The organism is Pseudarthrobacter sp. CC12 (assembly GCF_039907755.1).
GTDB lineage: Bacteria > Actinomycetota > Actinomycetes > Actinomycetales > Micrococcaceae > Arthrobacter > Arthrobacter niigatensis.
Map to the genome: position 1 here is coordinate 19,440 of NZ_JARDJH010000048.1, position 11,222 is coordinate 30,661.

15 protein-coding genes are annotated in these 11,222 nt (G+C 68.1%); 4 read left to right on the plus strand and 11 right to left on the minus strand.

Going from position 1 to position 11,222, the window contains the following annotated elements; translation table 11 throughout:
* The first annotated feature begins 38 nt into the window (after nt 1–38).
* Nucleotides 39–182, plus strand: coding sequence for a hypothetical protein (locus tag PV772_RS21060; protein ID WP_307359259.1), 144 nt, complete (start codon nt 39–41; stop codon nt 180–182).
* Between the two features lie 10 nt (nt 183–192).
* Nucleotides 193–1,062, plus strand: coding sequence for a class II glutamine amidotransferase (locus tag PV772_RS21065; RefSeq protein ID WP_347887454.1), 870 nt, complete (start codon nt 193–195; stop codon nt 1,060–1,062).
* A gap of 40 nt (nt 1,063–1,102) precedes the next feature.
* On the opposite strand, the gene PV772_RS21070 is transcribed toward PV772_RS21065, so the two are convergent.
* On the minus strand, nt 1,103–1,645 hold the full coding sequence (locus PV772_RS21070) for a hypothetical protein (RefSeq protein WP_347887455.1): 543 nt from the start codon (nt 1,643–1,645) through the stop codon (nt 1,103–1,105).
* A gap of 128 nt (nt 1,646–1,773) precedes the next feature.
* Complete coding sequence (locus PV772_RS21075; protein WP_347887456.1) at nt 1,774–2,475, minus strand: hypothetical protein; 702 nt, start codon at nt 2,473–2,475, stop codon at nt 1,774–1,776.
* Nucleotides 2,476–2,682: 207 nt separating this feature from the next.
* Between PV772_RS21075 and PV772_RS21080 the strand changes: the two genes are divergently transcribed.
* The gene (locus PV772_RS21080; protein ID WP_347887457.1) at nt 2,683–3,180 is read left to right on the plus strand and encodes a DUF2127 domain-containing protein; all 498 of its coding nucleotides are present in this window, start codon (nt 2,683–2,685) and stop codon (nt 3,178–3,180) included.
* A gap of 4 nt (nt 3,181–3,184) precedes the next feature.
* Here PV772_RS21080 and PV772_RS21085 read toward each other — a convergent pair whose 3' ends face one another.
* The 5 genes from PV772_RS21085 to PV772_RS21105 form a co-directional block, all read right to left on the minus strand.
* Nucleotides 3,185–3,643 (minus strand): cupredoxin domain-containing protein, encoded by a 459-nt coding sequence (locus tag PV772_RS21085; RefSeq protein WP_347887458.1) that lies wholly within the window; start codon nt 3,641–3,643, stop codon nt 3,185–3,187.
* 58 nt (nt 3,644–3,701) lie between these two features.
* Nucleotides 3,702–4,442: a class F sortase gene (locus PV772_RS21090; protein ID WP_347887459.1), complete on the minus strand. Its 741-nt coding sequence runs from the start codon at nt 4,440–4,442 to the stop codon at nt 3,702–3,704.
* Nucleotides 4,443–4,475: 33 nt separating this feature from the next.
* Nucleotides 4,476–5,228 carry a hypothetical protein gene (locus tag PV772_RS21095; RefSeq protein WP_347887460.1) on the minus strand — a complete coding sequence of 251 codons (753 nt, stop codon included), beginning with the start codon at nt 5,226–5,228 and terminating at the stop codon, nt 4,476–4,478.
* A 122-nt stretch (nt 5,229–5,350) separates the two neighbouring features.
* Nucleotides 5,351–5,959, minus strand: a complete 609-nt coding sequence (locus PV772_RS21100) for a hypothetical protein (protein WP_347887461.1) — start codon at nt 5,957–5,959, stop codon at nt 5,351–5,353.
* Nucleotides 5,960–6,089: 130 nt separating this feature from the next.
* On the minus strand, nt 6,090–7,184 hold the full coding sequence (locus PV772_RS21105; protein ID WP_347887462.1) for a sodium:calcium antiporter: 1,095 nt from the start codon (nt 7,182–7,184) through the stop codon (nt 6,090–6,092).
* Between the two features lie 155 nt (nt 7,185–7,339).
* Here PV772_RS21105 and PV772_RS21110 point away from each other — a divergent pair, with 155 nt between their 5' ends.
* Nucleotides 7,340–7,852, plus strand: a complete 513-nt coding sequence (locus PV772_RS21110) for a hemerythrin domain-containing protein (protein ID WP_347887463.1) — start codon at nt 7,340–7,342, stop codon at nt 7,850–7,852.
* Between the two features lie 14 nt (nt 7,853–7,866).
* Here PV772_RS21110 and PV772_RS21115 read toward each other — a convergent pair whose 3' ends face one another.
* The 4 genes from PV772_RS21115 to PV772_RS21130 form a co-directional block, all read right to left on the minus strand.
* Nucleotides 7,867–8,781, minus strand: a complete 915-nt coding sequence (locus tag PV772_RS21115; RefSeq protein ID WP_347887464.1) for a DMT family transporter — start codon at nt 8,779–8,781, stop codon at nt 7,867–7,869.
* Between the two features lie 40 nt (nt 8,782–8,821).
* Entirely contained in the window at nt 8,822–9,589 is a 768-nt protein-coding gene (locus tag PV772_RS21120; protein WP_347887465.1) for a VOC family protein, read from the minus strand.
* Between the two features lie 125 nt (nt 9,590–9,714).
* Nucleotides 9,715–10,278 (minus strand): copper resistance CopC family protein, encoded by a 564-nt coding sequence (locus tag PV772_RS21125; RefSeq protein WP_347887466.1) that lies wholly within the window; start codon nt 10,276–10,278, stop codon nt 9,715–9,717.
* An 8-nt stretch (nt 10,279–10,286) separates the two neighbouring features.
* The gene (locus tag PV772_RS21130; protein ID WP_347887467.1) at nt 10,287–11,021 is read right to left on the minus strand and encodes a YcnI family protein; all 735 of its coding nucleotides are present in this window, start codon (nt 11,019–11,021) and stop codon (nt 10,287–10,289) included.
* Between the last annotated feature and the right edge of the window lie 201 nt (nt 11,022–11,222).

An 11,222-nucleotide genomic window follows, 5' to 3' on the forward strand; every position in this document is an offset into this window, starting at 1 on the left:
TTGAGGAAACGTTGAGCTTGCATTCCTAATCTGTGGCCATGGGTAAATATGGGGGAAGTTACGATGCGCGCTACTCACGCAGGGAGCTGCGCCGCCGCCGGCTGAGGGCGACGTCCTACGTCGGCCTGGCGTTCCTGGCTGTGGGAACTGTTGCCGTAGTGCTGGCGGCCCTGGGGCGCTGAAGGAGCGGCAATGTGCCGGTTGTTCGGGCTGCACGCCGGGTCCCGGCCCGTCCGCGCCACCTTCTGGCTCCTGGATGCCCCGGACAGCCTGGCTGAGCAGAGCAGGCGGGAGCCCGACGGCGCGGGGATCGGCACGTTTGCGGCCGACGGCGGCGCGCGGGTCAGCAAACGGCCGCTCGCCGCATGGGAGGACCACGCCTTCGCCCGGGAGGCCCGGCAGCTGGTGAGCACCACCTTCCTGGCCCACGTCCGGTATGCCAGCACCGGCGCCCACACCCTGGTGAATACGCACCCGTTCGAGCAGGAGGGGCGGCTGTTCGCGCACAACGGGGCGTTCCACGGGCTGGACCGGCTCGACGCGCGGCTTGCCGGTTTTGGGGTGTCCGGGTTGGTGCAGGGGCAAACCGACAGCGAACGGCTCTTCGCCCTCATCACCGCGGAGAGCCGCCGGGCCGGCGGGGACGTGGCCGAAGGGATAGTGCGCGCGGTGGAATGGGTGGCCGCGGAGCTTCCGGTCCTGGCGCTGAACCTGATCGTGACCACCGCGAGCGATCTCTGGGCACTCCGCTACCCGGCCACCCACCCGCTGTTCATGCTGGAACGGGACCCTTCAGTAGAGCCGGCTCCGGTGGCGCCGCTGGATGCGCGGAGCCACCGGATCCACACCCGAAGCACCGAACTCTCCGGTGCCCGGTCCGTCCTCTTCGCCACCGAACCCATGAACCACAACCCCGGCTGGCGCCCCCTGGCGGCGGGGGAGCTGGTGCACGTTGCCCCGGACCTGGCGGTTAGCTGCCCCCTCCCGTTCCCGGACCAACCTGCCCACCCGCTCACGCTCGCCGACCTGGATCCGTCCGCCGCGGCGTCGCAAACGTCCTGACGGCTGGCTCCGAAAAGCCCTTGGACACGGTATCCAGCCCCTACTTTCCCGGTTCTTTGCCTTGCCTGCGTTCCACCAGCCCTGCCGCACCGAAGGCCCCCGCCAGGACCAACAGGCTGCCCAGCCACCCCGCTGCCAGGAACATCTGGGTCATGCGGTCGCTGGCCTCGAAGGGTGCCAGCGACTGGCCGGCCACCACAACGTTCCCTGCCGCCTGTTTCGCCACGATCGCCATCCGCAAACCAGGCTCAGGCTGCCACGTCACCGTGTCGCTGCCCGCCGCCCGCGCCGTGTCGAGCACCCCGTCCGGTACCACGGGCATGGCTCCGTGCAGGACCACGGTAGAGAAGAGCGGGCTGTTGGTGTCCCCGTAAACGATCAGGAACACGCCACTGTCAGGGGACAGTTCCAGCCGCGGCCCCGCCACCGTATCAGCCCCCGGCTGTTGAAGCCGCGCCGCGGCGGCGGCAGCCGGCGCCGTGTTGGCCATGTGGCGGCCGATCTGCTGGAGCGCGACGTACACGCTCCCGAACGCAAGCGTGATGATGACGGCCGCCGCCAGGCACCAGATGATCCTTCTCATGGGAACATCATGCGCTCATATCCCTGCCCCGCGGCGGTAGCACAACGAACCCCGCCCACTGCCCACGCCCGCCGGACCTGGCACCGTCCGCGCCGCCGTCGCACGCGTCCCGACGGCTGGCCGGCGCGTTACGTGCTGGGCGTTGCCGCCTTCTTCTGCAGCGCCTCGGCCATCTTCTGCACCTTGGGGCCGTAGCCGCCGTTCAGTGCGGTGTCCTTGATCTTGTTGGCCTGGGCGTCCAGGTCCGCGGGGGCTGCATTCTTGAGCGTGGTCAGGTCAGCCTGGAGGTTCGCGGGGAGCTTGGCGAACAGCTTCGGATGGGCGATGAGCTGGTCGGCCACCTTCTGGAGCCCTGCCCCCGGGTTGCCCGAGCTGAACGCGGTCCGCAGCTCTTGCCGCAGGCCGGCCACGCCGGTGACGGTCTTCTCCAACGCTTCGGCGCGCTTCTGGACCTCGGGACCGTAGCCGCCGGAAAGGGCGGTGGTCTTGATCTTGTAGGCGTCCTTCACCCGGTCCGCCGCCGGGGCGTCCTTGAGCGTGGTGACGTCGGCCTGGAGGGCGGCGGGCAGCTTGGCGAAGAGCTGCGGGTGGTTGACCAGGGCTTCGGCTGCCTTCGCGGCACGGTCCCCAACAGCCTGGGGGCTGTCCGCGTTGATGCCCAGGAACGCCTGCAGGCCGCCGGCGCTTTTCGCCGCTTTGGCCTGGCCGGTGGCGGGGGCGGAGGCGGTCGCTGTTGGGCTGGGGGAGGCGGACGCGGCGCCCACGCCTGCAACGGCCATGGCACCGGCGGCCAGGAGGGCTGCGGCTCCGACGCCGATGCGGGTTTTCATAGACGGGATTGATGGGTTCACCACGGTGTGTCCTTCCAATTTTGCGCGTGCCTCCCCGCTGGACGGCGTGGACCGGCTCGGGATCACTATAGGAGCCGATGCTGGGGAAATGCTGGATGCCGGGGCGGCCCGGCGCGTGGTCTGCTTGTGGGGTGCCGCGCGATGTCCGGGGAATACACTGCACGGGTTCTGCGAAGGGAATATCCAATGGAAAACACGCGCCAGGGAACGGCCCTGCTGGACAGGACCTTCCGCGTCTCCCTCATCCTCAAGGGCCTGGACGGGGTCCTGGAACTGATCGGCGGCGTCCTCCTGCTGCTGGTCACGCCCGCGCAGATCAACGACCTGGTCCGGTTCCTCACCCAGCACGAACTCGCCCAGGATCCGCGGGACTTCGTGGCCAATGCCTTGGTGCACCTGGCCGCCAACCTTTCGGGGCCGGCGTCGTTGTTTGGCGCCGTCTATCTCCTCCTGCACGGCGTGGTGAAGATCGTCCTGGTGTGGGCGGTCCTGCGGGAGAAGCTGTGGGCCTACCCCTGGATGATCGCCTTCCTGCTGGTGTTCATCGTGTACCAGGTGTACCGGATCTCGGTGGAGTTCACCTGGGGCATGGTGCTCCTGACCGCGTTCGACATCTTCATTGTGTGGATCACCTGGCGTGAGTACCGGATCCGGCGGTCCCAGAACCGGGTGCCCGTAGGCTGACCCGCTACTTGACTGTCAGCGTTCCGTGCATGTTGGAGTGGTATGTGCAGTGGTAGGGGTAGCTTCCCGCCGTGGCGGGGGCGGTGAAGGTGGTGCTGGTCCCGGGTTTGGCCACGACGTTGAAGGAGCCGTCGTCAGCGGTCACGGTGTGGGCTTCGTTGTCCATATTCATGACCGTCACACTCCCGCCGGCGGGGACGCTGTCCGGCCCGGTGTAGGCGAAGGACTTGATATGGATGGTCAGGCTTGGGTTCGCTCCGGTGGACCCGTGTTCCGCCATCGTGGTTCCGCTGGGGGATGCCATGGGCGAGCCCCCCATGCCGGCCGTGGATGCGGGCGTGGAGGCCGGCGTCTCCGGTGCGGCGGCGGGCCCTCCTCCGCTGGTTCCACACGCGCTGGCCCCGAAGATAATGGCGGCGCCGATCAGGGCCAGGGCCGCGCGCTTAGTGAGTATCGACTTCATGATGTTCCCTCTCGGGGATGAGTGGCCGGTTTCGGCCGGGGCCGGGAGCGGCTGCGAATTACGCGGGGTGGCTGGAGACCAGATGCGCGTAGACAACGGTGTTGTCGAGGTACTCCCTCGTGGCCGGGTCGTAGCCCCCGCACGTGATCAGGCGTACCTCGGGGCGGTCTGCGTTCTGGTAAACCTTCACTGTTGGGAACGTTGATTTGTGGTAGATATCAACCCGGTCCACGGTGAAGACCGCGGCGGTGTGGTCCGCGCGGGTAATGGTGATGGTCTGGCCCGCGGTGAGTTCGTGAAGCCGGTAGAACAGTCCAATGTCGCTGGTGGTGCTGTTGACGTGGCCCAGGATCACCGCGGAGCCCATCTGGCCCGGAGTGGGCAAATCCTGGTACCAGCCCGCAGGAGACCCCGGTTCCCCCGAGGGCGTCTGGACTTCCCCGTTCGCTTGCTTTCCCACCGGAGCCACAGCCGCGTCCACTCCGATGGAGGGCACCTCCACACGCACCGGGACGGAGGCGGGCAGCGGGGCATCCGGAGAAGCAGGAGTGGCCGCGGCCGACGGGACTGGCTGTACCGGCGCAGCGGGGGGCGGCCCTGTTGGGGACGCCGGCCCTGAAGCGCCGGTGTCCGCGGGCAGCGCTGCGGCTGGTCGGCTGGACGCTGCTGCGGGTCCCCCCGTGCCTGAGGGTTCGGCGTGGAGGCCGAGGCCGATGGTGGTGATGCCGCCGGCCAGGAGCAGGGCGGCTGCCGCGGACGCGATGACGCGTCCGCGGCGGCTGCTGTTCCGGGGTCCCATCAGGTCCCTGCTTGTTCCCGCTGTCCTCTGGGCCTAGGCGGCCATCTTGCGGCGGAGTGCGTACGCACCGCCGGCTGCGAGGACCAGGCCACCGCCGGCAGCGAGGAGGCCAAGGTCAGGTCCGGCCGGAGCCGGGGTGGTGATGCCGGTGCCGGGGGCTCCGGCGGGCATGGCCTTCAGGGAGCCGCACAATGCCGGGGAGGTGGCGGCCAGGGGCAGGGAGGGCACCAGGTCGCTGGGAGCCTTCTGCGCTGCCTCGGGCAGGGTGGCCGGATCCAGGCCGTGGACCACGACGACGGCGGTTCCGGCCTTGAGCGAATCAGCAGTCTTGGCGTCCAGGGTGAAAGTCCGGTTGTAGGTATAGGAGGCGCCCATGCCTGCGACCTTCAGGTCCGTTCCGGCTGCGGGGCTGGTGTCCCCGCTGGTGGAGAGGGTGGCGCCGATGCCGCCGTAGGCAGGTGCGCCTTCGGTGGTGCTGATGACACCGTCTTTGTTGGTGTCGGCGGACATGTCAGGGCACATCCCCTTGGCACCGATGTGGATGTGCTGCACGTGCGGGTACGGGTTTCCGTTGAACATGGCAGCGAGTCCGGAGACCTTCTCCGTGACGGTTGCCTGGTCACCGTTGACGGTGACCATGACGGTTCCGGAGGCATTGCTGCCGTTGATCGCGGCGAGGTTCGCCTGGTACATGGTGGCGTTGTCGGCGGCAAGGGCCGGGCTGGTGGAGATTGCGAAGGCGCCCAGGGCAAGAACCGGGGCAACCAGGAAAGCGGATTTCTTCATGACATTTCCTCCATTGGAAATGGACGCTCCCCTGATGGGTCCGCCCATGACTGTGACACTGATGATTCGCTGTGCTTCCCGTCACGGATGGGGAGGGTGGGCGCTTATCTGCCCCTACCTGGTTATTCGGACCAGCAGGCCAGTACGGCGGTGGCTATCTGGTACGCGAACGCGTCACGGGAAACGTCGTGGGGGCCCAACGTAGCTGGGAGGGCTGCCGCGTCCACCGTCAGGACAAAATTGTCCTTCGTGAAGACCGCGGAGGTAGGCGTCTGGAACGCGGGGAACCCCAGGTTTGCCAGCCCCTCGATCGGGGCAGCCCCGGCCGCCTGCTGCTGCAGCCCGTCAAAGAAGGTGCGGGCAGCTGCCGGATCGGGCGTTTCCTTGACCGAGAGCAGCAGGTGCCCGAAGGGGAGTGAATAGGTGCAGGTGTAGAGCTTGTCCGCCCAGGAGTCCGTGGTGGGAGGCTCGGATGGAAGGGACAGGGCCTTGACGATATTCGTCCTGGTTTCGTCGCCGCACACCATGGTTGCGGCCGGCGGGGGGCCGTCCGCCGCAGCACCGGCAGTTGCCTGCGGCGAAGCGGACGGACTGGCTGAAGGTCCTTCGGCCGGCGGGTTTCCGGCGCCGGCCGCGGCGCAGCCGGACAAGACCAGGGCCAGGAACGTTGTCAGGGCCGTAATCCGCAGCCGTCCCCTGTTGTGTGCTCGCGGACTGCTTCGTGGACTCATGGCTGCACCTTCCGAACGCTCCTGCACTGGCCTGATTCGGCCGTACCTACCAACTGTTCGTAACAGCAACCCTTCTGGACCGGTCCGGGCCCGTGCTGCACGGCCTTGGATTCGACGCTGGATCCGGCGGTCAGGACATGGTGGCGACGGCGAACAGGCCGGCCACGCCCACCAGGTACAGGACCAGGACCACCAGTGAGTCTGTCCCCATGCCCAAGCGCTTCTTTTTCGGGCGGAAGAGCAGGCCCAGGAGGTAGGTGAGGGTCAGCAGGATGGCCAGGGCAGTGAGGTAGATATCCGTGGCCTGGGCCTGCGGCAGCACCGGTTTGCCGGTGATGAGGACCGCCACCAGGAACAGGACGGGGAGGAAAGCGTTGCCGCCGAAGATGTCGCTGAACGCCAGCTTGTAGTCGCCCTGCTTGACCGATGCCAGGCCGGTGGAGATTTCCGGCAGGGACGTTGCCAGGGCCAGGAAGGTGGCGCCGAAGAGGACCCCGGAGAGGCCGATGTGCCCGGCGATTGCGTCCCCGCTGCGCTCCAGGACGACGCCGGCGGCCAGGGTTGCCAGGGCTGCGACGGTGAAGATCAGGGCTGACTTGCCCGTGCTGATGTGGCGGTTCTGGTCGGTGGACTTTTTCTTGGAGTGGCCTTTGGGCTGGTCCTGGCCGCCGGGGGCGTCGCCCTGCTGGTGCCACGGCAGGCCCTTTTGGGAGCGTTGGACCAGGATCAACCCGAGGATCCAGATCACGGCGATCAGCACCGCGGCAGGGGTCAGGTGGAAGGCCACGAGCGAGCCCGGCATTTGGCTGCCGGCAATCACCACGCCCAGCACGGCGACGACCGTGACGGCCTCGATGACCAGGGTCAGGGATGCTGCCTTGTAGCTGAGCGGCTCCGTGCCCTTGGTTCCGAACACGTCCAGGATCACCAGCACCACTGTTTGGATGGCGATGCCGCCCAGGATGTTGCCCACGGCCACGCCGATGTTGTTGGCCGCGGCCGCGCTGACCGTGATGGCGATCTCCGGCAGGTTGGTGGCAATGGCCAGCAGGATCAGCCCGCCCAGCGCCGACCCCAGGTGCAGTCGGTCATCGAGGATGTCCGTCTGCTTTGACAGCTGGATCCCGGCTACCCAGATCACCGCCGCGGCGCCGGCGAAAATCAGGAGCAGGACCACCAGGGGCAACGCTTCCATGTCTTTTGTCTCCTCTTGGATTCGTGTCACGGGCCTAATGAAGCCGTACCCACCGGTTGGCCCTGCCCGGTGGTTATTTGCTGGGAATCCGCTGGGAATCCTTCGCTTGCAGGGTGTGCCGGTGAAAGACGGGCCGGTGGGGGTAAGGAGTAGTCCGTAGCCACCACCCCGCCGAGAGGACCCCCATGGACATCGTTGAAGTGATTTTGAACGACCACCACGAGCAGCGGCGCCTGTTCGCCTTGCTTGATGAAATGCATGCCAGCGAAACGTCCAGCCTGGACGCGGTATGGAAGCGGATGCGCATCCTGCTGGAAGTCCACGCCAAGGCGGAAGAGGAACTCTTCTACCCGGAGCTGCTGGAACTGGGGAAGGGAGCCGGCGGAAAGGACTCCGCCGAAGACGAGACCACCGACGCCATCCACGACCACAACGAGATCCGGGACGCCATCAGCGACGTGGACCGGCACCCGACGGGTACAGCCGACTGGTGGGCGGCGCTGGCAAAGGTCAACGAAGCCAACGGCGACCATATGGCGGAAGAGGAACGCGAAGGCCTGACCGACTTCCGGCAGCACGCGTCCCTGGAACTGCGGCACCGGCTGGGCCTGGCGTTCGCCATCTTCGAATCCGAGCACGCCGGAGGGATAGCGCCCCAGGACGTCAGCCCCGAGGAATACATCCGCGAGCACGAATAAGGCCTTGGGCGGTGTTACCGCTTGACCCCTGGTTCGGCCGGTGCCTTGACCGTGGCCAGCAGGATGACCCCGGCCACCGCGGTGGCGCCTGACAGGAGGAACAGGACGATCGCCAGCGGCGGGGCGGAGGCAGCCTCGCCCAGGATGCTGACGCCGATGGCCACGGCCACCAGCGGATCGATCACGGTCAGCCCGGCCACCACGAGTTCGGGCGTTCCCCGGGTGTGGGCGTTCTGGACCAGGAAGCTGCCGGCCAGGGCCGCGATGACCAGCCCCGCCAAACAGGTCAGCGACAGCCACTCGAAGTCGCCCTGGAAGAGCCTGGCAATCACGGTCTTGGCCAACGCCGCGACGAACCCGAACAAAATCCCGGCGCCGGCGGTGAACACCACGGCGCCGGAGCGGTGCCGCCACAATGCATATGCCACGGCGACGCAGGCCAGGACCACGGCAAGAACGATCAGGATGGTCACGAGGTGCCGGTCACTGATTTCCACGTCCGCAGCGGAGAACGCCGCCACGGCCACGAACACGCCCACCCCGCCGACGCAGAGGGCGACGGCGGTGAGGGCCCGCCGGCCGGGGGACCTGCGGGTCATCCGGGCGGTGGCTAGGGTAGTGACCACCAGAGCGATTGCCCCAATGGGCTGCACCACGATCAGGGGCGAAAACCGCAGGCTGGTGAGCTGGAGCAGGATCGCAGCGCCCAGCATCGCCGTCCCGGCCAGCCACGCCGGTTTGCGGACCAGGGCCTGGAGCCGCCCGCCGCCCATGCTGCCGGCCTCACGTCCCGCGGCGGCCGGCTGGTCTTCCACGGCCCGGTGCTGGAACAGGGTTCCCAGGGCGAGCAGGACGGCACCCGCGGCGGCGATGGGAATCCCCAGCCAGTGGTAGGACGTCAACGCGGACACGGCCGCGGCCTGGATCATGGACAGACCTTACCCAGCCGGACCGATGGAAACCCGGAACCTACCGCTGGGCGATCCGGAACAGCGCACCGGTGGGGTCCGTGAGGGCTGCGATGCGGCCGAACGGGGTGTCCTCGGCGGGATAGACCACCTGCCCGCCCAGGGACGTGGCGATCTCCACCCCGGCGTCGGTGTTTTCAACGGCGAAGTAGGTCTGCCAGTTGGCCGGCACCCCTTCGGGCAGGAAATGGGAGGCGTCCATGATTCCGGCCCGTGAGTCGCGCCCGGATCCCAGCGTGGTGTAGCGGAAGTCCTCGGTGTCACTCATGACGTCCGTATCCCAGCCGAAAACGTCCTGGTAGAACTTCACCGACGCCGCGTACTCGCGGGCGTGGAGTTCATGCCAGTAGGGGGTGCCGGGTTCGCCCGTGGACTGGAACCCGGTATGGCCGCCGAACTGCCACGCGCCGATCGCGGCGCCGCCCGCATCCCCCAGCATCGCCATGTGTCCCTGCTCGGGGACCTCCATGGGCCCCATCAACACCTGGCCGCCTGCCGCCACGGCCGCGTCCGCCGTCGCCTGGATATCCTCCACCCGCAGGTACGTGGTCCACACGTCCGGGTACCCGGAGCCGGCGTCGTTCTTCATCATCCCGGCCACCATCGCACCGTTGGCGAACGCCGTGATGTAGCCGCCGTACTTCTCCTGGTCGCCCTCCTCGTAGGTCCAGCCGAACAGCGCGGTGTAGAACTCGCGGGACTTTTCCGGATTGGACGTCATGAGGTCGATCCAGCAGGGATCGCCGTTGGCGAAGGTGGGCTTGGGCATGGGGACTCCTGGTGTGTAGGGCTGTGGGCCGGGCAAGGCCACCCTAACGCTGCACGCGCTAAAAGCCGAGGGGCCGCCGGCACGGCCGCAACTGTGGGTTGGACCGTGCCGGCGGCCGGCCATTCCTACTCCTCGTCCTCCGGGTTCCGCAGCCGGCGCCTGACCAGCAGTCCGGCCACCACCAGGCCGATCACCAGGACGGCGCCAACTGTCCCCGCAACCACCAGCGGCCCCGGAACCCCTGGGTCGGCTGACGCGGGGCTGGCCGCCGGCGCCGCCGGCGGTGCGGAATTCGGGCCGCCGGCGGTGAAGGTGAACGTCCCCTCGATGGGATGGCCGTCCGAGGAGACCACCCGCCAGACCACCGTGTACTTGCCCTGCGGGGCGCCAGGCTTGACCGGCTGGCTGACCTGGTTGTCAACGATCTGCACCGGCCCGTCCGCCTGGTCGGCTCCGGTGGCGTCCTCCACCCGGACAATCGAGTTGATGGCAATGGGCGTGTGGTCGAACGTCAGCTCGACCTTGGCGGGCATTGCGCTGACCGTGGACCCGTTGGCCGGGTTGCTGGACTCCAGGGCATCATGCGCCTGCGCCGGCGCGGAAAAGACCAGCAGGAGCGCGGCGGTGGCCAACGGCAGCAGCATGCGTGCCGGCCAGGCCGTCCTGTGGCGGGGCGACGATGTCTTCATGTATCGCCCTACTTTCCGGCGGTCCGGGTACGGCGGCCGGCAACTGCCACGCCCAGGGCCGCTGCGCCGAGCACCAGTCCTGCTGCCCCCAGCACCACGCCCCACACGGACGTTGCGTCGCTGGACTCCTGGGCCGTCCGGGTCACTGCCTCGGCACTGGGCGACGCCGGCGCTGCGGCGGCGGCAGCCCCGTCGTCGGCCGTTGTGACGAAGGAGGGGGCGGGATGCTTGGGTTCCGGCTGCCCCTCGGCGCTCTCCTCGTCCCACTTCACCACGCTGCCGTCCGTGTAGGTCTGGGCTGCCTTCAGGGTGACCCTGGTGCCCGCGGCGGGAAGCCGGCCCACGGACAACGAGAACGCCTGGTACTGGTTTTGGCCCAACTGGTGGGCTTCGTCGGCAGTCCAGACCACGGAGGTGGGCGCCTTGGTGACCGTGCTGCCGGACACGGTGACGGGCTTGGGCAGCTCGCCGGTGACCACCTGGGCGGTCCATCCCTCCACGGGCTTGACGGAGACGGAGGTGAAGGGAGTGTCGGTTGGCAGCGTGACCTCGAGCTTGGTGGTTTTGGCCGTCGGGGACTCGTTGGGGACATTGAACGTGAGGTGGGAATAGCCGTCGGCGCCGGTATCGTCCGGGGTCACGCTGACGTGGGCGGACGCGGCGGTGGCGCCCGCGGCAACGATGCCCGCGGCGGCAGCGGCGGCGGCCAGGGTCTTGAGGGTACGGCGGAATGAGGTGTTCACAGCAAAGCCTTCCAAAGGGTGCGCCAAAGGGGCCGCAGGTGCGGCGGCGCGGGAGAAAATGACAACGCGGCGGCCCCTGGCCGCTTTCGGCAAGGGGGCTTCGCGGATTCGGCAGCCGCCTAGTTGTATTGACCACAGACGTTAGTGACGCCCGGCGTGGTTTGGTGACATGAAGAAGACCTCCGGGTGGAGTGGGGCTTG

Coding starts and splice junctions, on each gene's coding strand:
- PV772_RS21115 (WP_347887464.1), bottom strand. CDS start 8,781: ATGATCCAGGCCGCGGCCGTGTCCGCGTTGACGTCCTACCACTGGCTG.
- PV772_RS21080 (WP_347887457.1), top strand. CDS start 2,683: ATGGAAAACACGCGCCAGGGAACGGCCCTGCTGGACAGGACCTTCCGC.
- PV772_RS21075 (WP_347887456.1), bottom strand. CDS start 2,475: ATGAAAACCCGCATCGGCGTCGGAGCCGCAGCCCTCCTGGCCGCCGGT.
- PV772_RS21070 (WP_347887455.1), bottom strand. CDS start 1,645: ATGAGAAGGATCATCTGGTGCCTGGCGGCGGCCGTCATCATCACGCTT.
- PV772_RS21100 (WP_347887461.1), bottom strand. CDS start 5,959: ATGAGTCCACGAAGCAGTCCGCGAGCACACAACAGGGGACGGCTGCGG.
- PV772_RS21120 (WP_347887465.1), bottom strand. CDS start 9,589: ATGCCCAAGCCCACCTTCGCCAACGGCGATCCCTGCTGGATCGACCTC.
- PV772_RS21095 (WP_347887460.1), bottom strand. CDS start 5,228: ATGAAGAAATCCGCTTTCCTGGTTGCCCCGGTTCTTGCCCTGGGCGCC.
- PV772_RS21065 (WP_347887454.1), top strand. CDS start 193: ATGTGCCGGTTGTTCGGGCTGCACGCCGGGTCCCGGCCCGTCCGCGCC.
- PV772_RS21125 (WP_347887466.1), bottom strand. CDS start 10,278: ATGAAGACATCGTCGCCCCGCCACAGGACGGCCTGGCCGGCACGCATG.
- PV772_RS21110 (WP_347887463.1), top strand. CDS start 7,340: ATGGACATCGTTGAAGTGATTTTGAACGACCACCACGAGCAGCGGCGC.
- PV772_RS21090 (WP_347887459.1), bottom strand. CDS start 4,442: ATGGGACCCCGGAACAGCAGCCGCCGCGGACGCGTCATCGCGTCCGCG.
- PV772_RS21085 (WP_347887458.1), bottom strand. CDS start 3,643: ATGAAGTCGATACTCACTAAGCGCGCGGCCCTGGCCCTGATCGGCGCC.
- PV772_RS21060 (WP_307359259.1), top strand. CDS start 39: ATGGGTAAATATGGGGGAAGTTACGATGCGCGCTACTCACGCAGGGAG.